General features: G+C 69.0%; 19 protein-coding genes and 1 riboswitch. Of the genes, 1 reads left to right on the forward strand and 18 read right to left on the reverse strand.

The window, feature by feature from the left end; all coding sequences use genetic code 11:
• Window positions 1-15: 15 nt before the first annotated feature.
• From ACWIHT_RS39625 to ACWIHT_RS39705, 17 genes are all read right to left on the reverse strand, one after another.
• Entirely contained in the window at window positions 16-1,152 is a 1,137-nt protein-coding gene (locus ACWIHT_RS39625) for an LLM class flavin-dependent oxidoreductase (RefSeq protein ID WP_456173379.1), read from the reverse strand.
• The gene (locus tag ACWIHT_RS39630; protein ID WP_456173380.1) at window positions 1,145-2,236 is read right to left on the reverse strand and encodes an LLM class flavin-dependent oxidoreductase; all 1,092 of its coding nucleotides are present in this window, start codon (window positions 2,234-2,236) and stop codon (window positions 1,145-1,147) included. Before ACWIHT_RS39630 ends, ACWIHT_RS39625 begins: the two co-directional genes overlap by 8 nt.
• Window positions 2,233-3,606, reverse strand: a complete 1,374-nt coding sequence (locus ACWIHT_RS39635) for an NtaA/DmoA family FMN-dependent monooxygenase (protein WP_456173381.1) — start codon at window positions 3,604-3,606, stop codon at window positions 2,233-2,235. The genes ACWIHT_RS39630 and ACWIHT_RS39635 overlap by 4 nt, the downstream gene beginning before the upstream one ends.
• A gap of 19 nt (window positions 3,607-3,625) precedes the next feature.
• Window positions 3,626-4,846 carry an LLM class flavin-dependent oxidoreductase gene (locus ACWIHT_RS39640; RefSeq protein WP_456173382.1) on the reverse strand — a complete coding sequence of 407 codons (1,221 nt, stop codon included), beginning with the start codon at window positions 4,844-4,846 and terminating at the stop codon, window positions 3,626-3,628.
• A gap of 211 nt (window positions 4,847-5,057) precedes the next feature.
• On the reverse strand, window positions 5,058-5,795 hold the full coding sequence (locus tag ACWIHT_RS39645; protein ID WP_456173383.1) for a GNAT family N-acetyltransferase: 738 nt from the start codon (window positions 5,793-5,795) through the stop codon (window positions 5,058-5,060).
• A gap of 80 nt (window positions 5,796-5,875) precedes the next feature.
• A complete protein-coding gene (locus tag ACWIHT_RS39650; protein ID WP_456173384.1) occupies window positions 5,876-6,904 on the reverse strand; it encodes an ABC transporter substrate-binding protein in 1,029 nt (342 codons plus the stop codon).
• 64 nt (window positions 6,905-6,968) lie between these two features.
• Window positions 6,969-7,766, reverse strand: coding sequence for an amino acid ABC transporter ATP-binding protein (locus ACWIHT_RS39655; RefSeq protein ID WP_019072665.1), 798 nt, complete (start codon window positions 7,764-7,766; stop codon window positions 6,969-6,971).
• Window positions 7,763-8,743, reverse strand: a complete 981-nt coding sequence (locus ACWIHT_RS39660; RefSeq protein ID WP_456173385.1) for an amino acid ABC transporter permease — start codon at window positions 8,741-8,743, stop codon at window positions 7,763-7,765. The genes ACWIHT_RS39655 and ACWIHT_RS39660 overlap by 4 nt, the downstream gene beginning before the upstream one ends.
• 334 nt (window positions 8,744-9,077) lie before the next feature.
• Window positions 9,078-9,186, reverse strand: a riboswitch (SAM riboswitch).
• 76 nt (window positions 9,187-9,262) lie between these two features.
• Window positions 9,263-10,147 (reverse strand): glutathione S-transferase C-terminal domain-containing protein, encoded by an 885-nt coding sequence (locus ACWIHT_RS39665; protein WP_456173386.1) that lies wholly within the window; start codon window positions 10,145-10,147, stop codon window positions 9,263-9,265.
• Window positions 10,148-10,214: 67 nt separating this feature from the next.
• On the reverse strand, window positions 10,215-10,328 hold the full coding sequence (locus tag ACWIHT_RS39670; protein ID WP_317880146.1) for a putative leader peptide: 114 nt from the start codon (window positions 10,326-10,328) through the stop codon (window positions 10,215-10,217).
• 115 nt (window positions 10,329-10,443) lie between these two features.
• Window positions 10,444-11,679: an alginate lyase family protein gene (locus tag ACWIHT_RS39675; protein ID WP_456173387.1), complete on the reverse strand. Its 1,236-nt coding sequence runs from the start codon at window positions 11,677-11,679 to the stop codon at window positions 10,444-10,446.
• A gap of 27 nt (window positions 11,680-11,706) precedes the next feature.
• Window positions 11,707-14,952, reverse strand: coding sequence for an alginate lyase family protein (locus tag ACWIHT_RS39680; protein ID WP_456173446.1), 3,246 nt, complete (start codon window positions 14,950-14,952; stop codon window positions 11,707-11,709).
• A gap of 188 nt (window positions 14,953-15,140) precedes the next feature.
• Entirely contained in the window at window positions 15,141-16,670 is a 1,530-nt protein-coding gene (locus ACWIHT_RS39685) for a glycosyl hydrolase family 28 protein (protein WP_456173388.1), read from the reverse strand.
• A 34-nt stretch (window positions 16,671-16,704) separates the two neighbouring features.
• Window positions 16,705-17,571, reverse strand: a complete 867-nt coding sequence (locus ACWIHT_RS39690) for a carbohydrate ABC transporter permease (RefSeq protein ID WP_456173389.1) — start codon at window positions 17,569-17,571, stop codon at window positions 16,705-16,707.
• A complete protein-coding gene (locus tag ACWIHT_RS39695) occupies window positions 17,568-18,569 on the reverse strand; it encodes a carbohydrate ABC transporter permease (RefSeq protein ID WP_456173390.1) in 1,002 nt (333 codons plus the stop codon). The genes ACWIHT_RS39690 and ACWIHT_RS39695 overlap by 4 nt, the downstream gene beginning before the upstream one ends.
• On the reverse strand, window positions 18,566-19,915 hold the full coding sequence (locus ACWIHT_RS39700; RefSeq protein ID WP_456173391.1) for an ABC transporter substrate-binding protein: 1,350 nt from the start codon (window positions 19,913-19,915) through the stop codon (window positions 18,566-18,568). Before ACWIHT_RS39700 ends, ACWIHT_RS39695 begins: the two co-directional genes overlap by 4 nt.
• Window positions 19,916-20,116: 201 nt before the next feature.
• Window positions 20,117-21,934, reverse strand: coding sequence for an ABC transporter ATP-binding protein (locus ACWIHT_RS39705; RefSeq protein WP_456173392.1), 1,818 nt, complete (start codon window positions 21,932-21,934; stop codon window positions 20,117-20,119).
• A 142-nt stretch (window positions 21,935-22,076) separates the two neighbouring features.
• Here ACWIHT_RS39705 and ACWIHT_RS39710 point away from each other — a divergent pair, with 142 nt between their 5' ends.
• Window positions 22,077-23,102: a glycoside hydrolase family 43 protein gene (locus ACWIHT_RS39710; protein ID WP_456173393.1), complete on the forward strand. Its 1,026-nt coding sequence runs from the start codon at window positions 22,077-22,079 to the stop codon at window positions 23,100-23,102.
• 18 nt (window positions 23,103-23,120) lie between these two features.
• Here the strand turns inward: ACWIHT_RS39710 and ACWIHT_RS39715 are convergent, their stop codons facing one another.
• On the reverse strand, window positions 23,121-25,085 hold the full coding sequence (locus ACWIHT_RS39715; protein WP_456173394.1) for a galactose-binding domain-containing protein: 1,965 nt from the start codon (window positions 25,083-25,085) through the stop codon (window positions 23,121-23,123).
• Window positions 25,086-25,150: the final 65 nt, after the last annotated feature.

Here is a 25,150-nt window from a genome sequence, read left to right on the forward strand (position 1 = left end):
ATCGAACGCCTCACATCAGCTCGACTGGGACGAGTGACCCCGGCGGCGCCATTCCTCGGCGAGGAGTTCGTACGACCGCACCCGGTCCGTGTGGTCGTGGGTGATGGTGGTGATGAGCAACTCGTCGGCGCCGACGGCCTCTTGGAGTTGTTCCAGTTGGTCGGCGACCCGGGCGGGTGAGCCGACGAACTGGGTGTCGATGCGGTCCTGGACCAGCTCGCGGTCCTCGTCGGTCCAGACGTGGGCGCGGGCCTCGTCGGGGGTCGGGAACTTGATGGCGCCCTCCGCCGTACGGATGGAGCGCACCCACAGACCGTAGCCGGTGGCGAGTTCACGGGCCGTGTCGTCGTCCTCGGCGACGACGACATCAGCGGAGACGCTGACGTACGGCTTGTCGAGGATGTCGGAGGGCTGGAAGGCGGCGCGGTAACCGTCCGCTGCCTCTAGGACGCTGGCGGGGCTGACGTGGTAATTCGCCGCGAAGCGGAGGCCGTTGCGGCCCGCGACCTCGGCGCTGACGCCACCGCTGCTGCCCAGGATCCACAGTTCGACATCGGCACCCTCGCCCGGTACGACGTGTGCCTCGACGCCCTCCGGGGAACGGTAGGTGCCGGCCAGCAGCGCGAGGACGTCGTCGATCTGCTCGCCGTACTCCTGGGACTCGGCCTTGGGCAGCAGGAGCAGTTTGCGCTGGAGCGCGATCCGGGGCGAGCCGAGGAGGAACTCGAAGGAGAAACGGGGCGGGATGCGCAGGCCGTTGGGGGCTCGGCCGTCGACGACCGGGGTGGCCGAGGGCAGTGGGGGCGACGGTCGGCCGCCCGAGCGGCCCAGGCCCAGGTCGAAGCGGCCGGGGTGCAGCGCGTCGAGCAGACCGAACTCCTCGACCGTGGACAGCGCGGTGCGGTGGCCGAGTTGTACGGCGCCGGAGCCGAGCCGGATGGTGGAGGTCGCGGAAGCCGTCAGGGCCAGGACCACCGCGGGGGACGTGCCCGCGACCCCGGGGTTGAGGTGGTGCTCGGCGAACCAGTAGCGGGCGTACCCGAACTCCTCGGCCCTGCGCGCGAGTTCGATGGAGTTGCGCAGGGCCTCGGGCGCGGTGGAGCCGGAGGAGATCGGGACCAGGTCGAGGACGCCGAGAGGGATGTCAGGCACGCGCGGGCTCCTCACTGGTGGACGCCTCCGGCAGAACCGGGCCCCAGTCGAACGGCGGGTCCGGGATGTCCTTGCGCAGCACGGGAGCCACCGCCGACCCGAACAACTCCAGCGAGTCACGGTGCTGACGGTCCGTCAAGCCGCTGGCGTCGGCGTGGAGATGGAGCACCGTGTGGCCGAACTGCTCGTGGTAACGGTGCACCTTGTCGATGACCTGCTGGGGGCTGCCGATCAGCGCGGAGCTGCGCTCGACGTAGTCCTCCAGGGTCTCGAAGACGATGGGCAGGCCCACCTGCTTCTGGAAGGCGAGGTTGCTCTCGAAGATCGGGCGGTAGACGGTCAGCGCCTCCTGGGTCGTGGGAGCGACGTAGAGGCCCGCCGTGCCCGCGCCGACCGCGATGTCGGCCGGGTCGTGGCCGTAGTGCTCCCAGCGCTCCCGGTAGTGGCGGATCAACTCGGCATACGGCTCTATGGGGTTGGTGACGTTCGCGGAAAACAGCGGGTCGCCGTAGCGCGCGGCCAGGTCGACGCTCTCCTTGCTGGTGGCGCTGCCGTGCCAGACCCGGATCGGCTGCTGGTAGGGCCTGGGCCACACCTCCGCGTCTTTCAACTCCGGGCGGAACCGGGTCTTCGCGGTCACCTTGTCCTGCCGCCAGAGCTGCCGGAACACCTCGTAGCTCTCGGCGCTGCGCTCCCACTGGTCCTCGGGCGTGACATGGAACAGCTCGCGCTGGGCCGTGCCGTTGCCCTTGCCGATGATCAGGTCCAGGCGTCCGCCGGAGAGATGGTCGAGCGTGGCGTAGTCCTCGTAGGCCCGCACCGGGTCGAGGAGGCTCAGCGTGGTGACCGCCGTGAAGAGGCGGATGCGGCGGGTGAGCGCGGCGACGTGGCTGAGGACGACGGTCGGCGAGGAGGAGATGAAGGGCCGCTCGTGCCGCTCCCCCACGCCGAAGCCGTCGAGGCCCAACTCCTCGGCCAGCACGGCGTTTTCGAGGACCTCGCGGAAGCGTTCGTAGGTCGGCTTCCGGATGCCCGTGACCGGGTCGGGCCGGTGGACGATGAGCGTGATCGCGAGGAACTTCACGACGCCGCCCGTTCCTCGCGCACCTCGTCGGGGTGGGCGAGGCCGAGGTGGTCGCGGAGGGTGTGGCCCTCGTACTCGGTGCGGAAGACGCCCTGTTCCTGGAGGAGCGGGACGACCTTGTCGGCGAACGGGTCGAGTCCGGTCGGGGTGATGTGCGGGACGAGGATGAAGCCGTCGCTGGCGTCGGCCTGCACGAAGTCGTTGATGGTCTTCGCGACCGTGGACGGGGAGCCGATGAAGGCCTGCCGGTTGCCGGTCTCGATGACCAGGTCGCGGATGGACCAGTTGTTCGCGGCGGCCCGCTCGCGCCACTCGCGGGCGGTGGCCAACGGATCGCGGTACATGCGGACTTGGGCGCGGCCCTTGGAGATGTGGTTGTCGCTGACGTCCGGGTCGATGTCGGGCAGCGGGCCGTCCGGGTCGTAGGAGGACAGGTCCCGGTTCCAGACGAACTCCAGGTGCTTGAGAGCCGTTGCGCCGCTGACCTGCTGGCGGCGCACCTCCTTCGCGAGGTCTTCCGCCTCGGCGTCGGTGTCGCCGAGCACGAAGGTCGCGGCCGGGAGGATCAGCAACTGGTCCGACCTGCGGCCGTACTTGGCGAGGCGGGACTTGACGTCGGTGTAGAAGGCCTGGCCCTCGTCGAGGGTGCTGTAGCGGCTGAAGATGGCGTCGGCACTGGAGGCGGCGAACTCGCGGCCCTCGTCGGAGTCGCCGGCCTGGAAGATGACCGGGCGGCCCTGCGGGGAGCGCGGGACGTTGAACTGGCCGTGGATGTCGAAGTGTTGGCCCTGGTGGACGAAGGCTCCGGCTTTGGCGTCGGTCAGGAAGGTGCCGGTGGCCTGGTCGGCGAGGATCTCGTCGCCGTGCCAGGAGTCGAAGAGTTCGTTGGTGGTGGCGAGGAACTCCTTGGCCCGGGAGTAGCGCTCGTCCTGCGGGAGGAAGCCGCCGCGCCGGAAGTTCTCGCCGGTGAACGCGTCCCAGGAGGTGACCACGTTCCAGGCCGCGCGGCCGTCGGAGAGGTGGTCGAGGCTGGCGAACTGGCGGGCCACCTCGTAGGGCTCGTTGAAGGTGGAGTTGATGGTGCCGGTCAGGCCGAGGTGTTCGGTGACGGCGGCCAGCGCGGCGAGGATCGCGAAGGTGTCGGGGCGGCCGACCACGTCCAAGTCGTAGATCTTTCCGCCCTGTTCGCGCAGCCGCAGGCCCTCGGCGAGGAAGAGGAAGTCGAACTTGGCGCGTTCGGCGGTCTTCGCGAAGTGCGCGAAGGAGCTGAACTCGATGTGGCTGCCGGCCGCGGGGTCGCTCCACACGGTGGTGTTGTTGACACCGGGGAAGTGGGCGGCCAGGTGGATCTGCTTCAGGGGCTTGCTCATGTCGTACGGTCCCTCCGGCTCAGGCGGTGGCCGCGGCGGCGGCGTAGCGGTTGGCGGGGCGGGCGAGCCCCAGCAGGCCGCGCAGGGTGTCGGCCTCGTAGGCGCGGCGGAAGGCGTTCCGGCGCTGGAGTTCGGGGACCAGCCCCTGGGTGATCGCCGGCAGGTCGTGTCCGGCGACGGCGGGCCGCAGCCGGAAGCCGGTCAGCCCCGCCGACTGCAACTCCTGGAGGAGGTCGGCGAGTTGGGCGGGCGTTCCGGCGAAGATCCGGGCGTCGCTGGTGTACGGCTCGCCCGCGAGGGCGTCGAGGCGCTCGCGGCGGGCGACGGCCGTGGCCTCGTCGTCGTCGAGGAAGACCACCAAGTCGCCGAAGATGTGCAGCGGTTCGTCGGCGCGTCCGGCGGCCTGCTGCTCGGCGCGGATCTCCGCGATGATCGCCCGTGCTTCGTCGGTGTCGTGCGGGGTGACGTAGCCGATGTCGGTGGCGCGGGCCACCAGCCGGTACGGGACGGTCTGGTGGGCGAGGGAGCTGACGATCGGCTGGCCCTGTGGCGGCCGGGGGGTGATGGAGGGGCCCTTGACGCTGAAGTGGCGGCCCTCGAAGTCGATGTAGTGCAGCTTGTCGCGGTCGACGAAGCGGCCGGTGGCTGTGTCCCGGATCTCGGCGTCGTCCTCCCAGCTGTCCCAGAGGCGGCGCACGACCTCGATGTAGTCGGCGGCCTCGTCGAAGTGCTCGGCGAGCCGTTCCTGTCCGGCCGGGGTGCGCAGGCTCTCCAGGTCGATCGGCGGGAAGTCGCGCCGGCCGAAGTGGTCGGCCTCGTGCGGGCGGCCGGAGAGTTGCACCCGCAGACCCGCGCGGCCGGTGCTGACGTAGTCGAGGGTGGCGATCGCCTTGGATATGTGGAACGGCTCTGTGTGCGTGGACACCACGGTCGGGACCAGGCCTATGTGGCTGGTGAGCGGTGCGATGCGGGCCGCGACGAGTACGGCGTCGAGGCGTCCGCGGACCTGGTCGGTGCGGCCGTCCAGCTCGCCGTAGCGCGAGGACTGGAGACCGAGGCCGTCCTCGAAGGTCACGAAGTCGAGCAGACCGCGCTCGGCCTCGGCGACCTGGTCGGCCCAGTAGGCGGCGGTGAACAGGTCGCGGGGCCGGGCCACCGGTTCACGCCAGGAGGCGGGGTGCCAGCCGGTGCCGTCGAGGGCGACGGCGAGATGCAGGGGAGAAGGGGAAGTCGATGACACGAGTGGTGCCTTCCTGGAGGTCCGTACGAGATCGCCGACCCAGAGATATGGGCGTACGGCGGGTGGGGCAACGGGTCAGGGGCGACAGAGCGCGCCGGCCACGCGCAGCAGATCTATGTGCTGCGCGTGGTGAGTCGCACGTGGAGTACAGCGGCGCCACACATGTGCTCCACCTCCACGGAATCCGGCTTCATTAGGGGCAACCGCATGCCTATGCCGTTTCTTCCGGATCGGCGGCGGAAGTCGGACCGGTGAACCGGACGAGCGAGAAGACCGTACGGGCGCGCAGCGTGAAGCCGATCGACTCGTACAGCCGGATGGCGTTGGTGTTGGTGGCCGCGGCGTGCAGGAACGGGTGGTCGCCGCGTTCCTTGATGCCGGCGGCGACGGCGCGGACCAGGCGGGTGGCCAGTCCCCGGCCGCGGTGGTCGGGGTCGGTGCACACGGCGCTGATCTCGGTCCAGCCGGGCGGGTGGAGGCGTTCGCCGGCCAGCGCGACGAGTCGGCCCTCGTGTCGGATGCCGAGGTAGGTGCCCATCTCGACGGTGCGGGGCAGGTAGGGGCCGGGCTCGGTGCGGGCGACCAGGTCGAGGATCTCGGGCACGTCGTCCGGGCCGAGACGGACGGCTTCGGGGTCGGGCTCGGCCCGCAGAGCGGTGTCCACCAGTTGGACACCCTGTCCGGAACGGACGATCTCCCAGCCGTCCGGGGTCTCGCTCACTCCGCGCACGGCGGCGGTGGAGCCGGGGCCGACGAGCGTGGCCAGGTCGGCCCAGGCGCGTGGGTCGTCGTTGTCGGTGATGGCGTTGAAGCCGGCCACGTCGACGGGGTAGCGGGCGGCGCGGCCGACGCGTTCGGCGAGATGGGCGTGCGGGCCGGTGAGCGCGGCCCAGGCCGGGTTGTCCAGGACGTGGCAGGTGGTCGTTTCGATACTGGCGGTGGAAGACATCGGGTGACGGCTCCGGTACTGGTCGCACGGGTCAGGGACCCCGCCGGGGCGCGGCGGGGTCCCCTTGCTGAGAGGGTGGGTCAGGAGTCGGTCTTCGGCAGTCCGGGCGGGTTGATCTCGGACTTGGCGACGGCCTCGTTGGAGAGGTTCCAGGCGGCCAGCCACTTGGCGTACTGGCCGTTCTTGATCAGGTAGTTGATGGCGTCCGCGAGGGGCTTGGCGAGGCCGCTGTCCTTCTTCGCGGTGGCCGCGATCAGGCCCTGGAGGGTGGATCCGGCGCCGGAGTACGTGCCCGCGTTGCGGACCGCCTTGGCCGTGCCCTTGGTCGAGGAGACCTGGTAGGCGACCGAGGGGTTGGGGGCGAGGTAGGCGTCGATCTTCCCGGAGGCCAGCGCGAGGTAGGTGCTGTTGTTGTCCTGGAAGTACTTGACGGTGAGCGCCTTCTTGCCCTCGGCGGCCAGCTTCTTCTTCCACTCCAGGAGGATCCGCTCCTGGTTGGTGCCCGCGCCCACGGCGACGGTCTTGCCGGCGAGGTTCTCGTAATTGCCGTCGAAGTTCCAGGAGTTGTCGGCCTTCACCGCGAAGCCGAGGTTGTCCTCGCGGTAGGAGGCGAACTCGTACTTCGCCTTGCGCTCCTCGGTGTCGGTGACGTTGGAGAAGGCGACGTCGACCTTTCCGCTGTCCAGGCCGATGAAGAGGTTCTCCCAAGTGGAGTTCTTCAGCTCGGGCTTGAGCCCGAGGACGGCGGCGACCAGGCGGGCGATGTCGGTCTCGGAACCGGTGAGGGTCTTCTGGTCCGAGCCGACGTAGCCGAGCGGCGGGGAGCCGGCGGGCAGGAAGCCGACACCGATCTCCAACTTGCCGCTCTTCGCTATGGACTTGGGCAACTCGGCGCTGATCGACTTCACTTCGGCGACCTTGAGCGTCGCCTCCTTGGCGGCACCGAGGGAGAAGGCGCCCACGGTGACCGTGCCGGAGGCGGCGCTGCCGGACGTGGTGGCCGCGTCACTGTCGCCGCCGCAGGCCGCGAGACCACCGGCGAGGGAAGCGAGGACGGTTCCCGCGGTGAGTCCGCGAGTGATTCTGCTGCGCAGGCTGAGAGTAGACATGGCTGTTCCTAGGCTCGGTGTTGAGGGCTTTTGAAGGTGAAGGTGAAGGTGAAGAGGGCGTGGCTCAGAGGACCTTGCTGAGGAAGTCCCTGGTGCGCTCGTGCTGTGGTTTGTCGAGGACCTCGTGGGGCGGGCCCTGTTCGACGATCTTTCCGCCGTCGATGAAAACGACCCGGTCGGCGACCTCGCGGGCGAAGCCGATCTCGTGGGTGACGATGACGAGGGTGGTGCCGCTGGTCGCCAAGTCCTTGATGACGGACAGGACTTCGCCGACGAGTTCGGGGTCGAGGGCGGAGGTCGGCTCGTCGAAGAGGATGACGCCGGGCCGCAGGGCGAGGGCGCGGGCGATGGCGACGCGCTGCTGCTGGCCGCCGGAGAGCTGCCTGGGGTAGGCGCCGGTCTTCTCGGCGAGACCGACGCGGCCCAGCAACTCCCTTGCCAGTTCCAGAGCTTCGGGCTTGCCGAGCCTGCCGGTGGCGACCGGGGCGGCGGCCACGTTGTCCAGGACGGTCAGGTGCGGGAAGAGGTTGAAGTTCTGGAAGACGAACCCGATCCGGCTGCGCTGCGCGAGGATGGCCCGCTCGCTCAACTCCTTCAGCCGTCCGCCCTGTTGCTTCACCCCTATGAGTTCGCCGTTGACGCTGACGTAGCCGATCTCGGGCTTCTCCAGGTGGTTGATGACCCGCAGCAGTGTGGACTTGCCGGAGCCGGACGGGCCGAGGATCACGGTGACCTCGCCGGGCCGCACGGTGAGGTCGACGCCGTCCAGCACGCGATGGGCGCCGTACCACTTGTGGACGTCGTGCACCTCTACGGCGGCGGGTGTGATGTCCGCCAGCGGTTCGACGGTGTTCGTGGTCATACGGCGGTCTCCCTCCGGATGCGGGCCCGCAGATCGGTGACACCGGTGCGGAGTTTCTGGATCGGGGTGGGCGGCAGGTTGCGGGTGGCGCCCCGGGCGTAGTGCCGCTCGACGTAGAACTGGATGACGGACACGACGCTGGTCAGGATCAGGTACCAGACGGTGACGACCAGGAGCAGCGGCACGATGTCGCCGGGGTAGGTGGAGCCCATCGTCTGCGCGGAGCCGAACAGGTCGAGCAGCGAGACGTAGAAGACCAGCGAGGTGCTCTTGATCAGGCCGATCAGCTGGTTGACGTAGTTCGGGGTGATGGAGCGCAGCGCCTGCGGGAAGACAATCTTGCGGAACTGGTAGCTCTTGGGGAGGCCGAGGGCGGAGGCCGCCTCGTGCTGGCCCTGGTCGACGGAGAGGATGCCGCCGCGGACCACTTCGGCCGCGTACGCCGCCTCGTTGAGGCTGAGTCCGACGACGGCGACGACCATGTCGGTGGCGAGCTTCGACTCGTCGAAGGAGAAGAAGGCGGGTCCGAAGGGGACGCCGATGCTGAGCGTCTGGTACAGGGCGCTGAAGTTGTAGAGGAAGATCAGCACCACGATGAGCGGGATCGAGCGCAGGGCCCATACGTAGGTCCAGCTCGCCGCGCGCAGTACCGGGCTCTTGGAGAGTCGGGCCAGGGCGAGCAGGATGCCGCCGAGGAGGCCCAACACCGCGCTGAGCGCGGCGACTTCGAGGGTGATGACGAGTCCGTCGAGGATCGTCGGGCGCAGGAACCAGTAGCCGAAGCGGTCCCACTGGTAGAAGGAGTTGGTGACCAGTCCGTGGACGAACTGCGCGCCCACCACCAGCACGACCAGGGTGACGATCCACCGGCCGGGCCGGCGCAGCGGCTGAACTCGCTGTGCTGTCAGGGGTTTTGACGAGGCATCAGCTACGGTGGCGTCGGCCAGGGACACGGTGGTGCCTGGGGGTTCACTCATGGTGGGCTCCGGCGGGTTCACAGACCCCGGTCCGTGGCGGTGGACGCGCGACGGCGGACGGCACGCGCGGGAGCGCGGGACCGAGGGCGGGGAGGGGGCAGGCACACCGACGGGATCGGGTGTGCGTCAGAAGTGCGTCGGCCGACTGGTCGTCAGGCCCGACAGCGGGCGCGGCCCGTCGCGGTACACAGTGCGCTGCTGACCCGGAGCAGATCGACAGCGCGGTCGGCGACGAACAGGTTGGCGTACGACCGTACGCAGCCCTGCGGGCGGCATGTGGCCGTCCTGGGAGCTGCGTACATGGCGTCACCTGTCACTGTTCCGGCCCCGCAGGGCCTCGCGCTTACCGAAACGTCATCCGGTCCGGTCGTCACCTGGGGCACCCCACCGCGTGCGAGGGTTGCCGGTCAGCAAGCCAGGGCTTGTCGCTGACACTCATGACCGTTCTGGCCGCAAGTTAAGACAATTGCTCGAACGAATGTCAACGGCCGTCCAGCAAGTGGACGGTGCGGACGCCGCTCAACTGCGGCAAGCTCCCGTTTCGTCCGCCGCATGGGCCGCCCAGTCCAGAATCTGGACGGCGGCTCCGGCGGCCTCCAGACCCTGGCAACGGGCGTGGTGGCGGCGGGCGATGCCGTCGAGGTCCAGATGGGTGCCGAAGGCCGGGTGGGCGGCCAGCCGACGGGCGTAGGCCCACAGGTGGGGGTGGTCGGCGACGCTCTGCACGGCGGCGGCGTCCAGGTGGTAGCGGTGCACGGTGTCGAGTTGCACCAGCGTCACCCACAACTCGACGTCGGCGGCGGTGAGTTCGTCGCGGATCATGTGCTCGCGGCCGTCCAGCCAGCGGTCGAGCGAGCCCAGTGTCTCCAGCAGCCGGCCCAGCGCCTCGTCGCGCTCCGCCTGTTCGCCACCGGCCGCTCCGGCGCGCTGCGCCGCGTCCTCGACGCCCTGCGCGCAGAGCCGCTCGACGGCCTCGATCTCCGACTCGGCGCCGCACGGGTAGAGCCGGGGTCCGCCCGCGCCGAAGTGCCGGGCGAGGTCGCGGGTGATGTCGGGGGCGTGGGTGCTGACGATGCGGCCTGACCAGTCGTCGCTGAGCACGGGCGCGGCGGCGGGTCCGGAGTAGCGGTGGGCGCTCGCCTCGTAGAGCGGGCGCAGCGCGGAGTGTCCACCACTCGGACAGTCGGGCACGGCGGACAGGAACACGGCCGGACAGCTCTCTTCGAGGCCGAGCAGGCTGTGGGTGACGGCGATGCGCAGGCCGTCGGCGCAGGCGGTGGACAGATGGAGGCGGTAGCGGCGGGGAACGGCGTAGTGCCCGCTGCGCGCGTCGCTCCCGATCCGGCCACGGAACTGGGGGGCGGAGCGGGGTGAGGGGACGGCGGCGAGAGGCGTGACGGACATGGGACTCCCCGGGTACGGGCGCGTGGACGTACGCGCGGCGGAAGCGTCGTCGAACGGTGGACGGGGCTCAGCGCAGTGGGCTCATGGCGCTGCACACCCGCAGCAGATCGATGTGACGGCGGGAGGTCAGAAGGGGCGAACGGTCCACTCGGCTGGTGGTGACCGGCTCAAGGCGCCCCATGTTTCCCTACCTGTTCACTAGGATTCCCTACTGGAGTGTCGATCCACCGTCGCCCGGGGTCAAGAGGGCGTCCACGGGTCGGGCACAGGTCCCGACCCGTGGACAGGCCGGGCCGCTACTTCGCGTACATCAAGGTCCCGAAGCCGAGCTGGTCGTAGCCGCCGCTGTCGGAGCCGTAGTCACCTCCCCCGCCCTCGGGTGCGACGAGGTTGTAGTACATGGCCGAGATGTACTTGTCGTCGAGGCCGATCCGACGCTTGTAGTGGAAGTGGAGCATCGCCCACACCGGCCGGATCTGGCCGCGCGAGGCGGAGGAGATCACCGTCTGGGAGGACTGGGCACAGCTCTGCCCGGTACCCCAGGTGTAGGTGGTGAAGGGCACGTCGCTGCCCGCGTTGTACTTGGCGACGTACTGCGCGGCCTTCATGAAGCGGCGGCTGTCGTACGAGTACAGGTCGTCGCCCTGGTTCCAGGCCATCTCGCAGATCGCGCCCATCTGGCCCATGCCCAGGACGGTGTGGCCCTGGTCGCGGCCGGACTCCTGCCACTGACCGAGCGCGTAGCCGTCCGAGTCGGTGTACAGATACGGCACGGCGTGCGCGATCGAGCCGTTCCCCGCACCCGACTTGAAGTAGGTGACGGCCTGGTCGTACTTGGCGCTGTCCCCGTTGAGGATCCCGATGGCCAGGATCGACGCCATGTTGCACAGGTCCCAGTTGGCCCAGTAGTTGGTGATGCAGGCGTCGTTGTGGTTGGTGAGGAAGCTGTTGTTGAGCGGGTAGAAGACGTTCGCCAGCATCTGCTGCGCGGCGGCGAGGTCGAACCCGCTGTAGTCCCGCATGAGTTCGCAGGCATTCGCGAACTGCCAGCCGTACAGACCGGCCGCGAGGAACCGGTCGGCGTTCCCGGTCACCGAAGTCAGCGTGGTGGACCATGCGTTGAGGATGTTCGCGGCGCACACGGCGTTCGCCTCGGTGCCGCCGACCTTCCAGCGCAGGGCGTTCTGGTAGGCGGCGGCGATGTCGTTGTAGAGCAGGCTGTAGTTCTGCCCGTCGCCGCCCCGGATGATCGTCGCGGTCGCCCGGTTCGTCCAGGTCGACTGCGCATGGGAGTTGGCGGTCAGCCTGTTCCAGCCGGACAGCCAGGGGTCGGTTCCCGCCGCGACCCTGACCTTGGCCCGGTTGATGTCACCGGCGTTGTGCAGCATGCCGGGGTGGGTGAAGGTGGCCGGGGCCGCGTGCGCGGTCGTGGCCACCGCGGCGCCGCCGAGAGCGGCGGCTGCGGTCCTCAACAGACCGCGACGGCTCAACTCTGTTCTGCGGAGGTGCTCGTGGGGGGAAGTGCGGCTCATTGCTGTGCATCTCCAATCCGTGGAGGATCAGGTGGGCGCGATGCTCACCTCGTCGAACTCCGTGGTGCACCGGACCGGTTGACTGCGCGAGCAGACCACCAGGCCGACGTAGTAGGGGGCGTCACCGAAGCCGGGGATCTCTCCGTCGGCGAGGGGGGTCCACGTGACACCGTCATCGATGGACAGGGCTGCGCTGAAGGCGGTCCCGGCGCGCTTCAACCACAGCAGGGCGGGGAGGGTGACAGCGGCGCCACCAGTGAAGGCGAAGGCACCGGCCACGGTCTTGCGGAGCATGAGTTGAGCGGTCGTCCCACCGCTGACGATCACGCCCGCCGCCTGGTCGAACGGCGACAGCGACTTCGCCATGAGCAGCCCCACCCGGTCGGCCGTGGTACCGGTCCGGGAGACGAGCCGGGCGACGACTTCGCAGTCACCGCTCACGGCTTGCCGTACGAACTGCCCTGTCATTCCTTGGCCGTTGGCGTTCAGGTCCACGCCCGCGCCGCGCACGGTGAAGGTCCCGCCGTCGTACGACGTACTTCCCGGCGTGGTGATCGCGACCACGCCCAGCGTCCCGAAGTCTCGGTCGTCGAGCACGGTGTCGCCGAGATCGCCGTATGTCCACGGCGCGGGCGGCGCGGTGCCGACCGTGAGGGCGAGGGTTCCGGTGGCGGTTCCTGAGGCGTTGGCGGCGGTGGTCGCGACCGTGAACTCCCGTGTCTCCGTGGGGATTCCGGAGATGAGCCCGGTGCGCCGGTCGACGCGCAGACCGGCGGGGAGCCCGTCCGCACCGAACCGCACGGGCTCGTGCGAGGCCCGCAGCGGATAGCGGAAGTCGGCACCCTGGTTGGTGAACACGGCGGTGGCGGAGGTGAGTTGCGGTTGAGCAGGGGTCGGCATCACGGCCTGTGCCTGTGCTGAACGCGGGCCGCGTCCACCGGCGTTGGTCTTCGCGACCGTGTAGTAGTACGTCGTTCCGGGCGTCCCCGTCGCGTCGACGTAGCGGATGCGGGTGCCGAAGCCGACCGGGCCGACGCGGGTGGCGAGGGTCTTGTACGGCCCGGTGGCTCCGGTGGCGCGCAGGACCGTGTACTCGGCGGACAGGTCCGGGTCGGACCAGGCCAACTCGATGGCGTCGGCACCGGTTTCGTCCCTCAGGTCGGTGGCGGTGCGTGCGGGGCGCGGTACGCGCCAGACCGTGCCGTTCGCCGACGTCACGCTGACGTTGTCGAAGGCGCCGGTGCCGGTCTCGGCGTAGTCCTGGTCGACGCCGAGGCAGGAGGTGAGAGCGAGTCCCGCGTAGGCGGTACGCCCCAACTCGACCTCGGTGGAGCCTACTTCCGTCCAGTGGACGCCGTCCGGTGAGATGGCTCCGGTGCAGCGGGCGCCCTTCCGGGTCACCCGCACCCAGTAGGGCTTCCGCAGCCGGTAGCCGTCGCCCGCGCCCTCGACGTACGGCGCCTCCAGCGGGGTCGCCGACTCGGGCAGCGTGCCGAGGTTGGAGATCGGGAAGGCGGCGGATGTCGTGATCGCCTGTTGCTGCGCGGGCGGTACGGGTGTGCTTCCGGTCGCGGAGATGTCGGCGCCGGTGGCGGGCCGGGTGGAGAACACCCCGCTCCAGGTGTGCAGCGGCAGCCCCTGGATCAGCATCGAGGCGTGCGGAGCGTCCGCGTCGAGGGAGGCGCGGACGGTGACGCCGATCTTGGAGTACTGCGAGCTGAGCGGCCACACGATCCTCGCGGTGACCGTGCCGTCGCCGCGCAGTGGGAGGTGGGCGAGACGGTAGGTGTCTGCGGTGCCGCTCGCCTCCAGGACGAAGCGCTCACCGTCGAAGACGGCGGAACCGGGGATCTTCACGTCCCCGATGTCCTGGGTCGACCAGGGCCTCGGGAGCCCTGCGGAGGCGGCGGCCCATGTCGAACTACCGCTCCTCCCAAGGGTGTTGGAGGCCGAGACCGTGTAGTAGTAGGTACGCCCCTCGTGCACGTTCCGGTCGGTGTACGTCGGCTGCGCGACTCCGGACGCGATCCTCTCGTAGCGGCCGTCGACGTCGCTCGCCCGCAGGACCGTGTAGGAGTCGGCCCCGGTCGAGGGCAGCCAACTCACCCGCACGGAACCGTCGTTGCCCACCGCCGTGACACCGGCCGGTGGTGTCGGCACGGTCGGCGCGGATGCCGTTGCACCGGCGTAGGCGAAGGTCCCCCAACTCGGCAGGTCGTCGTTGCTGCCCTCGACGACCCGGGTGCCTCCGCTGCCACGGAAGACGGCGTTCTTCGTGTACGGGGTGTCGAGGCCGCGCACGCCCGCGTAGTGCGCGTACGCCATCTCGTAGATGGGCGGCAGGGTGCCGCGCGAGGTGGCCGAGACGGTCAACTTGATGTACTTGCCAGTGCGGTCGAGGTCGGGGGTGAAGGGGACGTCGCCGCCGAGGTTGTAGCGGGCGGCGTACTCGACGTTGGCGAGGATGCGGTTGCCGTCGAAACCCCAGAGGTCGACGCCCTGGTTCCAGGCGACTTGGGCGGCGTCCGCGAGCAGGCCGACCGCGAGCTGTTCGTGGCCCTGGTCCCGGCCGCTCTCCTGACCCTGGCCGGCGGCGGTGACGATGCGGTGCAGGACGCTGCCGTTGCCCGCGCCGGCCGCGGCGAAGCGGAGCGCGTCGTAGAAGAGGGTGGGTTGTTCGGTGAACACGCCTATGGCCAGGAGGGATTGAAGGGACGTCAGGTCCCAGTTGCCGTTGGCGTAGAGGGAGTAGCCGGAGAGGGCCGGGTACCAGACGCGAAGGAAGGAGTCCTCGCAGCGGGCGATGTCGGCGGTGCTCCAGCCGTCATAGCCGGTGTGGCGGAGTAGTTCGGCCGCGTTGACGAACTTGAAGGCCTGGAGGCCCGCGCCGAGGGGGCCGTCGGCTCCGGTGATGGCGGTGAGCGAGGCGGACCAGGCGTTGAGGATGTCGCGGGCCTTGTCGGCGTGCGCGGCGTCGCCGGTGACCGCCCAGACGAGGGCGTTCTGGTAGGCGGCGGCCGAGTCGGCGACGGCCTGGTTCTGGTAGTTGGCGGGGCCGCGGCCCCAGGTGGTGATCTGCCCGGTGTTCTGCACGACGTACGAGGACGAGGAGCGGGCGTGGGCAGCGAGCGCCAAGTAGCCGTCGTAGACCGGAGATTGCTTGGCGGCGACCGCGGCTTTCATGCGAGCGAGGTCGTCGGCGGTGTGCAGGAGGCCGGGGTGGGAGAAGGCCACCTCGGTGTCGTCGCCGACCGCCAACGCCCGCCCGGGCACGAGCAGTCCGCTCGCGCCCGAGGCCAGCAGGAGAGCGGCGGTGCCGCCGAGGAAGCACCGGCGGCTAAGCGGACCCGCTGTTGTCGACTGCGGCTCGGCAACAGCGCTCCGAAGGGGCGCGGGGAACGGCGCGACCAGCCCCAACGGCGCCGCAGCCGACCGACGCTCCCTCCTAGGTGCAGGGCTCGTCATGACGCGGCAGCCGCCTCTGCCTCGGCCGTGGTGAGGAACTTCAGATTGGTGACGTGCTCGTTGTAGAACCACTGGATGGCATCGGTCGTGTAGTACCAGCTCGGCTTCTTCATCGAGTCGGTGACGACCAGCCCGTTGATGACCAGGTTCTCGAACGTCACGTTGTTGATGGCGTGTTCGGCGTCGTAGCCGAGAAAGAGCGACGGCTCAGCGTGCGTGCCCGTGTAGCTGAGGTTTTTCACGTAGACACCGTCGATACCGCGACCGACCGACGTGTTGTACTTCGTGTTGAACATCACCTTCATGTAGATGACCTGGCCCCAGCGGAAGTCCTCGATCCTGACGTCCTCGATGCGGACGTTCTTGATGAGGTTGGAGTCGCCGGGGTTGAGGGCGATGCAGCCCTGGTAGTTCATCTGGGGTTCGCGGTGGTCGAGGATGTCGATGTTCTTGATGACGAGGTTCTCGATCGTCTCGGGCGCGTCGGAGTTGCCGTGCGTGCCGACGTTGATCGGGTGGGCGACATCGGCCCACAGGGTGCAGTTCTTGACGGTGATGTCGCGGGTGTCGCCGTAGTAGTCCCAGCGGTGGCAGTAGATGGCGATGCAGTCGTCGGAGTTGCGCATGAAGCAGCCGTCGAAGGTGATCCCGGTGGAGGAGAAGACGTCGAAGCCGTCGCCGTTGCCCCGCGAACTGAACGCGCGCGCCTTGGTGATGTGGACGTTCTTGCTCTCCGCGAACGTGCCTGCGTAGCCCGCCGGGTTGAGGATGATGACGTTCTCGACGCGGATGTTCTTGCTGCCCTCGCAGAGGATCGCGCCGCCGGGGTTGTTGTAGAGCACGCCGTGGCCGGTGAGGCGGGACTTCTCCACGTCCTTGAAGTAGACCTGCGCGGTCAGCACGGCACCGCCCGCGAGGTAGACGGTCTTGCCGCTGGGGACCAGGAGGACGTTGCCGGTGACGGTGTGGACGCCGGGGCCGAAGTAGATGACGTTCGGGTCGTCGGCGGACGGGGTGTGGTGCTCGACGCGGTTGGTGATGAGGTGCAGGGCGTCGAAGATCTCGTCGTTGATCTGGACGACGACGTCCTTGGGCTCGTCGAGCGTGAACCGCAGGGTGTCGCCGAGGAGTTCGGGCTTGATGCCCAGCGCGTCCGGTCTCACCCGGGCCTTGGTGGTGCCGCCCTTGAGGTACGTCACCTCGACCTCGACCGAGCCGTTGAAGTCGAAGTACGCCATCGAGGAGCTGTAGACCTTGCCCGACCCGGTGGTGGCGTTGATCTCCTCGAACTGCGGCCGGTAGATGTCGAGGGTCTGCCAGGCGCCGTCGGGGGCGGTACGGACCCGCACCTGGAAGCTGGTGTTGGTCGGCATGGTCGTGGGGCGCGGGTAAGTGACCAGCTTGGGGCGGGAGTTGTGGCCGTCACCGGCCTGCGCCGCCGTGGCGGTCAGCCCGGACAGACCGGCGGCGAGCGCGGTGGCACCGGCGGCCTGGAGGGCCGTACGACGGGACAAGGGCGTGTTCATAGTGCGACTCCTTGCAACAGGGCGAAAAGAAGGGTTACTTGAGGCCGCTCGTAGACATCCCGGCGACGAACCCGCGCTGGGCGACGAGGAAGATCAGCAGGATCGGGACGACGTACATCACGGAGGCCGCGGCCTGGAGGTTGGTGTTCGGGGTGCCGGCCGCCGAGACATACGTGGTCATCACCGCGACGGCGAGGGTGGAGTGGTCGGTGGACAGGAGGAGTTGGGGCGCTATGTAGTCGCCCCAGGTCCAGGTGAAGGCGATGACGAAGCTCGCCGAGAGGACTGGCCAGGACTGCGGGAGGAAGATCCGCCAGAAGATCCCGCCGTAGCCGCAGCCGTCGACGATGGCCGCCTCCTCCAACTCGCGGGGCAGGCCCGCGAAGAACTGGCGGAAGAGGAAGACCAGGTAGGGGGCGGAGGACAGGCCCCACAGCACCCACGGCCAATAGGTGTCCACCATGCCGAACTTGGCGAAGATCAGGTAGGTGGGCAGCAGGGTGATCATCTGGGGCAGCATCATCGAGCCGATGAGGATGCCGAACAGGACCTTCTTGCCGGGCGCGGTGAGCCGGGCGAAGCCGAAGCCGACCCAGGCGGAGCTGAGGGTCACGAGGGTGGCGTAAATGGTCGCGATGATCAGGGAGTTGCGGGCGTAGCCGAGGAAGTCGATGGCCTTGTAGGCGTCGACGAAGTTGTGCCACTCGAAGTGCGTCGGCAGCCAGTGCACCGGAGCCGCCGCCAGCTCGGCGGGGGCCTTGAGGCCGGTGAGGATCAGCCAGCCGAACGGGCCGAGGAACAGGCCGGTGATGACGACGAGTGCCGTGTAGAGGACGAGTCGGTTGACGCGTATCCGCGTGCGGGCCGGGGACTTGGGGGTGTGCACGCTGGTGGCGGTCACTTCTGCGCCTCCGGGCCGACGTTGTAGAAGACCACGCCGGAGGTGAACTTGAAGATGAGTCCGGTCGCGATGAGGATCAGGACGAAGAGCACCCACAGCAGTGCGGAGGCGTAGCCGTAGCGGCCGAGCGCGAAGTACTCCGAGAACACATGGATCATGTAGGTGTAGTTGGACTGCGGGATCGTGGTGAGGCCGTTCGTGCCGGCCATGGGGGCGAGCAGCATCGGCATGATGGTCTGCACCGAGGCGATCACCCCGGTCACGGTCTGGAAGAGCAGGACCGGTGACAGCAGCGGCACGGTGATGCTGCGGAAGGTGCGCCTGGCGCTCGCGCCGTCGATGCGGGCCGCCTCGTGGAGTTCGCGGGGGACGTCCTGGAGCCCCGCCAGCGAGATGATCATGATGTTGCCCGCGGCCCAGAGCACCGTCATGACGAGGACGTAGCGGGCGTAGGGGTCGGCCAGCCAGCCGATCGCGTCGAAGCCGAAGAAGGTCAACACCCCGTTGGCGGCACCGGAGTTCTGGTCGAAGAGGTTCTTGAAGGCGATGCCCGCGCCCACCGGCGGTACCACTGCGGGGAGGTAGAGCAGGGTGCGGAAGAGCCCGCGTCCCTTGAGGGGGCGGTTGACGAGGACGGCGAGTGCCAGTCCGGCGATGATCGACAGCGGCACTGCCAGCAGCGCGAACAGACCGGCACGGCCCAGGGCGTCCCAGGTGACCGAATCGCCCATCAGCTCGCGGTAGTTGCCGAGGCCGACGTAGTGCCAGTGCGGGGAGATGCCGTCGTACGTGGTGAAGCTCAGCCACAGGGCGTACGCCATGGGCGCGATGGTCAGCAGCGAGAAGCCGATGATCCACGGCGAGGCGAACATGTAGAACGCGCGGTGCTGGCGCGTCGTCATGGAGGGCCCGGTGCGCGCGGCGGACCGGGCCCGGCCGGTCTTCGCGGTCGGGTGCGGCCGTCCGACGGCCTGCGAGGTTGCCTGATCGACCGTCATCCCACCTGCTCCTTCCCGCGTTTGATCTGTTCGTTGATGACGGAGTTGAGGCGTCCGGCGAGGCGGTTGACGGACGTCTCGCCCTGCATCGCGGGCGTGGCCGCCTGGTTGAAGAGGGACTCGAAGGCGTCGCCCGAGATGTACGGGGAGACGGCGACCACCGAGAAGTGCTTCAGTTCGTTCCGCTGTGCGCTCAACGTCCTTTTCTGGAAGTCCTCCTGATGGGGCATCAGGGGGCGCAGGGACTTCAGGGTCGGGATGCCCCAGCCGCTGGAGGCGCGGGCCTTGGCAGGTGCCTCGCCGAAGTACCACTCGAAGATCCGCCAGGCGGCGTCCTTGTTCTTCGACTTGCGGGGCATCCACATGCCGGTGCCGCCCTGGCAGGCGCTGATCCGGGGGCCGCCGGAGAAGACGGGGGCGGGGGCGAGCCGGGAGACCTGGGCCAGTTTCTTGTCGGTGCCGATCATGCCGCCCATCCAGTAGCCGTTGTTCGACATGGCCAGCCGTCCGGCCTGGTAGGTGGGGCCGTCCCAGCCGTTGGGGTCGGGCAGGACGGGGCTGGGGCCGACCTTGAGCCGGCAGTAGTCCAGGTACCAGGCGAGTGCCTTGCGGGCCTCGGGGGTGGTGAAGTCGACCTTGGAGAAGTCGTCGGCGAAGAGGCTGCCGCCGGCCGAGGCGGTCATGGTCGCCATGAGGGTGAGTTTGACCAGGCCGTTGTAGCTGCCGCCGAAGACGGTCGTCTGGCCGTTCGAACGCTGTGCGAGATGTTGGGCGTTGTCGAGCCACTCGTCGAACGTGACGGGTTCGGTCTCCGAGGGGTAGGCGACGCCCTTCTTGTCGAAGGCCGCCGTGTTGAACCAGAACATAGAGTCCTGGGAGAAGTCCTTGGCCATGCCGTAGCGGGGGCCCTTGCCCTGGACCTTTCCGTCGTAGCGCCACAGGTTGTTGACCGGGTCCAGGTCGTCGGGGCGCAGGACGCCGCTCGTGGCGAAGTAGGAGTCCAGTTCCTGCATCACGCCCCGCACGGCGTAGAACGCGGCGTCCACGGCGCCGACCCCGCGCACCAGATCCGGCGGGTTTCCGCTGGTGAGCATCGCGATCAGCTTGGTGATGTCGTAGTCCACCCGCTTGATCGCGATGCCGGTTTCCCGCTCGGCCTGCTTGACCAGGTCGGGGCCCAGGTCGTCGGCCTTCGCCATCACCGTGATGGTCTCGCCCGCTCCGCTCACGCCGGTCGAGACCTGGAGGGCGCAGCCGTTGAGGGCCGCCGCGCCGGTCGCGGCACCGGTTGCCGAGAGGGCGAGAAATCGTCGGCGGCTCAGGGGAGCACCAGCATGTGGGTGCATGACCGCACCACCTCCAGTAGAAACCGGTTGTCACGCGTTGGGGCAGAGCTTCTTCCGGCTTGGAAACGGCGTCAAGACCCTGGGCGAACTTTCGAAAAGACTGGGTGACCTCGACGACACGGTCCCGGAACACGGTTTGCTAGAAACCGGTTGTCCACGCGTGTGCCGGAAGTCCCGGACACCGGGCCGGTGTCCGGGACGTCAGCGCAGGTCGGCGGCGCGCTCGGGGCTCTCGTCGAGGAAGCCGCCCGACTGGTGCTGCCAGAGCTTCGCGTAGGCGCCCTCGGCCGCCAACAGCTCCTGGTGCGTGCCCTGTTCGACGATCCGGCCGCGGTCGAGCACGACCAGCCGGTCCATGCCGGCGACCGTGCTCAGCCGGTGTGCGACGACGAGTGCGGTCCGCCCCTCCATGAGCCGCCACAGCGCCTCCTGGACGAGGACCTCGCTCTCGGAGTCGAGGGCGCTGGTGGCCTCGTCGAGCAGCAGGATCGGGGCGTCGCGCAGGATCGCCCGGGCCAGGGCGACGCGTTGGCGCTGTCCGCCGGAGAGCTTGATCCCGCGCTCCCCCACCATCGTGTCGAAGCCGTCCGGCAGCGCGTCGGCGAACTCGGTGACGTGCGCGGCCTCGGCCGCCCGGCGGACCTCGGCGTCGGTGGCGTCGGGCCGGGCGAACGCGATGTTCTCCCGCAGGGTGCGGTGGAACATCGCCGGGTCCTGCGGGACGTAGGCGATCAGGCCGCGCAGGTCGGCCTGGCGCAGCCTGCTGATGTCCTGGCCGCCGATCAGGATGCGGCCGGAGTCGATGTCCGTCATGCGCAGCAGCAACCGGCTGAGCGTGGTCTTGCCGCCGCCGGACCGGCCGACGAGGCCGATCTTCGTGCCGCTGGGCACGTTCAGTTCGAGGCCGTCGAAGAGGGTGTCGGCGCCCGCGTGGGCGAACGTCACCTTCTCGAAGCGGACGTCGGCGGCGCGGGAGAGCAGTGGTTCCGGTGTGTCCGGGTCGAGGACGGTGGGCGAGGCCAGCAGCAGTTCGGTGAACTGGGCGGCCTCCGTCATCGAGCTTTCCAGGCGCCGGTAGATCTGGTTGAACTCGAACATGATCCGGGTCGCGTTGGAGTAGTACGTGAAGGCCACCACGACCGCCTCGACCCCGTGCTCGCCGCCGCCGAGCGCGACCGCGAGGAGCAGGCCAAGTGCGTTGGTGAGTACGGAGAGTGGCGCGACGAGCGTGTCGATGCGGAGGTTGCCGTAGTCCCAGGAGCGCAGGGTCAGCCGGCGTGACTTGGCGACGCGGGAGCGGTGTTCGGCGGCCTCGCGTTCCTCGGCGGCGAACGCGCGGACCGTGTCCATGTTCATCAGGCTGTCGGCGACATGGCCGGAGACCCGGGCGATGGCCTCCTCGCGTTGGTCGACGAGTGCCTGGCGGCGCCGGATGAGGGGTGCCACGACCAGGGCGGTGAGCGCGATCATCACCAACAGCCCTACGACGAGCAGCGGTTCGTAGCGCCACAGCACGATCGAGCCGAACAGCAGCGGCACCAGGCTGCCGACGACCTGGAAGGTCATAGTGTCGACGAACTCCTCGAAGCGGGAGGCGAAACTCAACACCCGCTTGGTGAGCGACCCCGCGAAGTTCTCGTGGAAGAACGCGGCGTCCTTGGCGAACAGTTCGTCCATGCCGATCACGTACAGGTGCTCGATGCCGAGCGCGTCCAGCCGGTTCAGACAGTGCAGTCCGAGCCGCCACAGCACCTCGGCGAACAGCAGCACACCGGCGAACCCGAGGACGTACGGCAGGGCCGAGCGGACGCCGATGCCCGTGTCGCCGGCGATGCGGCCGACGAGTTTCGCGACGATCAGCGGCGCGATGTAGTTGATGCCGATGTTGCCGAGCGCCGGCAGCAGTGTGCCGGGGGCGGTCCATCGGCGGAGCCGGACCAACTCCCGGCCGTAGTAACGCAGTGCGAGAAGCACCGAGCCCCGGCGCGACCCGGCCTCGCGCGTTTCAGGCGATCCCATCCCTACCCCGTGATGTCGAAGGAAGCCCGGCATCGGCGCTGGCCAGGAATGGCAGTGTCCCGCGCGGGCGGCCGTGCGGTCCAAGCGTTTTTCCCTCAACAGCGGTGATGCGCAAGGGGGGTGAGGGCCCTACGGTGACACCATGGCGACCCAGGTGAGCGAGCCCCTGCGGCTCCCCGACATGCCGTTGCACGATCCGTTCGTCGTCGTGGACGAGGGGACCCGCACCTTTCACCTCTACACCTCCAACGACCCGTCCGTGTCGGGTGTGGAGGGCGTCGGCACCATGGTCTACCGCAGTCCCGACCTACGCGACTGGACGCGTCCTGACGTGGTGTTCCTGGCGGCGGAGCAGACCAACCTCTGGGCGGGCGACGGCGGTTGGGCACCGGAGGTGCACCGCTGGAACGGCCGGTACTACCTGTTCACCACGCTGCACGACGAGAAGAGCCCGCTCCCGGTGCCGCCAACCGGTAAATGGGGCACGCCGTTCGCCCTCGCGAACCACCGGCGCGGCACGGTCACGGCGGTGTCCGATTCCCTGCTGGGCCCCTTCACCGTGGTCGATCCCCTGCGCCCCACCCCGCCCGAACACCTCATGACCCTGGACGGCACGCTGTACGTCGACCCGTCCGGGCAGCCGTGGATGGTGTACGCGCACGAGTGGCTACAGACCGTCGACGGCACCATGGAGGCGATCCGGCTGGCCCCGGATCTGACGGAGACGATCGGCGATCCGGTCTTCCTGTTCAAGGCCTCGGACGCCTCCTGGATCGGCGAGGAGATCCCGGCCGGTGTCCCGCACCAACTCCCGCCCTACGTCACGGACGGACCGCAGCTCCACCACTCCCCCGACGGTTCCCTGCTCATGCTCTGGTCGACGTACGAGAAGAACCGGGCCGACCCGGACGGCACCCTCGGCGGAGGCTATGTCCAGACCTACGCCGTCTCGGAGTCGGGGGCGCTCACCGGGCCGTGGCGTCAACACCGGCCGCTGGTACGGGAGGACAGCGGTCACGGCATGCTGTTCCGCACGTTCGACGGGCAGTTGATGCTGATCCTCCACCGTCCGTTCGAGAACGCGCGCGGCAAGCTGTACGAAGTGGAGCTGTTGGGCGGCGAGTTGCGGGTGGTGCGGCAGCGCACGGACCTGGACGGCGGGGGCTGACGCCACACCGCCCGCCTCTCAGGCGCCGTACACCTGGAACTCCGAGACCTGCCCGGCCGGCCAGCCGTTGTTGGCGGAGATGGTGAGGCGTACGTAGCGGACGCTGACCGTGGAGGGGAGGGTGAGGGTCGCGGTGTTGCCGGTCGCCGGGTCGAAGGTGTAGCCCGCGGCGGTGAGGAGTTGGGGGGAGGTGCCGGCGTCCGTGCCGCCCTGGACGGAGATGGTCTGGGTACGGGTGGACCAGGCGGTCGCCGGGGGGAGGTTGAGGACGATGCGTCTGACGCCGGTCGCGGCGCCCAGGTCGACCTGGATCCACTGCGGGAAGGCGTTGTTGGCGGACTCCCAGTAGGTGGAGGTGTCGCCGTCGGTCGCGTTGGCCGAGCCGTAGACCTGGGTGTGGCTGCTCTCCGAAGTGGGGCGGTGGAGGGCGAGGTTGGTGGTGGAGGAGGGGGCGTCGGTGGTGACGGTGACCTGGTTGGAGGGCTGGGACACGTTTCCGGCCGCATCGAGGGCGACGACGTCGAAGGTGTACGCGGTGGACGCGCCAAGTCCGGTGACGGTGAAGGAGGTTGAGCCACTCGTGCCCACCTGGGTGCTGGTCGAGCCGGACACCTGGAGGATCCGGTAGCCGGTCACGCCGACGTTGTCGCTCGCGGTGTTCCAGCTCAGCGAGACCGAGTTGGCGGTGTGTCCGGTGACGGTCAGGCCGGCCGGCGCGGCGGGCGGGGTGGTGTCACCGCCGTTCGGAACTACCGGCTGAGTGGGGCGAGTTGAGGTCAGTGCGAGCTGGCCCTTGAGCATGCGACCGCCGTCGCCGGTCAGCCGCAGGTAGTAGTCGGAGGAGCAGGCCGTGCCGTCCTCGTCGAGGGCGAGGAACCCGGAGTCGGTCGGCACCCACGCCTGGGTCTCGGCGGTCTTGGCGATCTGGTTGCCCTCGTTGAACTCGTCGAACATCGAGATGTAGATGCCCTGCACCCCGGCGCGCACCACGTTGTAGAACTGCCGCCACATGAAGTCGCCGTGCGCGCGCTGCCGTCCGGAGACATCGCCGGGCAGGACGCAGGGCTGGTAGTCGATGCCGTTGGCGTTGCAGTCGGCCTGGTCGGGGACGGTGTAGGTGGTGTACGCGTTGTCGGCCTCGGTCACATTGCCGATGGCGCCGACCATCCACGGCGAGATCATGTTGAAGGCGTGGTAGACGCCCAGGAAGCCGGACTGCGAGCCCCCGGTCCCGGTCCGCCATTCACGCGGGACGCCGCCGACGACGTAACACCCCTGCCCCTTGAACCAGTTGACGACATCGAGGCAGGCGTCGGGGGTGAAGGGGTGGTTGGGGTCGTTGAAGCCGAAGCCCCAAATGCACACCACCGGCTTGCCGTTCTGCTTCGCGTAGGCCGAACTCCCCGTGTGCGCGGACATCTTGTTCGTCCAGTCCGTCTTGATCTCGGACTGCATGTTCGTCCAGTTGGAGACGTCGTACATGATGTAGAACTTCCGGCCGTACGACTCTGCGGCGCCGCGCACCTTGGTCGCCATCGCGTCGCGGGTGGGGCCCTCGCCGCCGGTGGGGTTGAAGCGTTGCAGGGCGGCCGTGTCGATGTTGTTCTGCTGCATCCACAGGAAGTGGGTGTTCACGGTCTGCTGGTCGTAGGACGAGAACAGCTTGGCGGGCTGGCCGTTGCCGAGGGCGGCGTACGAGGTCTGGTAGGTGTTCGTGTACTCGCGCACGTCCGGCCAGCATTTGATGTTGGTGTTGTTGCGGGACGGCGGCTGGCCCCAGTCCTGGCTCCAGTGCCACCAGCCGTTGATGGGCGCGCCGTCGCCGATACAGGCGAACCAGCCCTGGTAGCCGACGGTGATCTTGCCGACGACGTCGCCCGGCGAGCTCGCGGCTGACGCTGTTGGGGGGAACACGGCCTCCGCCGCTCCCACCGCGGTGGCCGCGATCGCGGCCCTCAGGAAGACTCTGCGGGTGACACCCATCTCGACTCCTTTCGGTGGTGGGGACCGCCGGGCGCGGGTGCGCCCGGCGGCACCGTCGCGTCAGG

The sequence above is a fragment of the Streptomyces sp. NPDC002276 genome (assembly GCF_053891435.1).

What these genes read in the sequence shown, in the direction of transcription:
- ACWIHT_RS39635 (WP_456173381.1), bottom strand. Translation starts at nt 3,606, where the DNA reads ATGAGCAAGCCCCTGAAGCAGATCCACCTGGCCGCCCACTTCCCCGGT.
- ACWIHT_RS39645 (WP_456173383.1), bottom strand. Translation starts at nt 5,795, where the DNA reads ATGTCTTCCACCGCCAGTATCGAAACGACCACCTGCCACGTCCTGGAC.
- ACWIHT_RS39650 (WP_456173384.1), bottom strand. Translation starts at nt 6,904, where the DNA reads ATGTCTACTCTCAGCCTGCGCAGCAGAATCACTCGCGGACTCACCGCG.
- ACWIHT_RS39655 (WP_019072665.1), bottom strand. Translation starts at nt 7,766, where the DNA reads ATGACCACGAACACCGTCGAACCGCTGGCGGACATCACACCCGCCGCC.
- ACWIHT_RS39660 (WP_456173385.1), bottom strand. Translation starts at nt 8,743, where the DNA reads ATGAGTGAACCCCCAGGCACCACCGTGTCCCTGGCCGACGCCACCGTA.
- ACWIHT_RS39665 (WP_456173386.1), bottom strand. Translation starts at nt 10,147, where the DNA reads ATGTCCGTCACGCCTCTCGCCGCCGTCCCCTCACCCCGCTCCGCCCCC.
- ACWIHT_RS39670 (WP_317880146.1), bottom strand. Translation starts at nt 10,328, where the DNA reads ATGGGGCGCCTTGAGCCGGTCACCACCAGCCGAGTGGACCGTTCGCCC.
- ACWIHT_RS39675 (WP_456173387.1), bottom strand. Translation starts at nt 11,679, where the DNA reads ATGAGCCGCACTTCCCCCCACGAGCACCTCCGCAGAACAGAGTTGAGC.
- ACWIHT_RS39685 (WP_456173388.1), bottom strand. Translation starts at nt 16,670, where the DNA reads ATGAACACGCCCTTGTCCCGTCGTACGGCCCTCCAGGCCGCCGGTGCC.
- ACWIHT_RS39695 (WP_456173390.1), bottom strand. Translation starts at nt 18,569, where the DNA reads ATGACGGTCGATCAGGCAACCTCGCAGGCCGTCGGACGGCCGCACCCG.
- ACWIHT_RS39700 (WP_456173391.1), bottom strand. Translation starts at nt 19,915, where the DNA reads ATGCACCCACATGCTGGTGCTCCCCTGAGCCGCCGACGATTTCTCGCC.
- ACWIHT_RS39705 (WP_456173392.1), bottom strand. Translation starts at nt 21,934, where the DNA reads ATGGGATCGCCTGAAACGCGCGAGGCCGGGTCGCGCCGGGGCTCGGTG.
- ACWIHT_RS39710 (WP_456173393.1), top strand. Translation starts at nt 22,077, where the DNA reads ATGGCGACCCAGGTGAGCGAGCCCCTGCGGCTCCCCGACATGCCGTTG.
- ACWIHT_RS39715 (WP_456173394.1), bottom strand. Translation starts at nt 25,085, where the DNA reads ATGGGTGTCACCCGCAGAGTCTTCCTGAGGGCCGCGATCGCGGCCACC.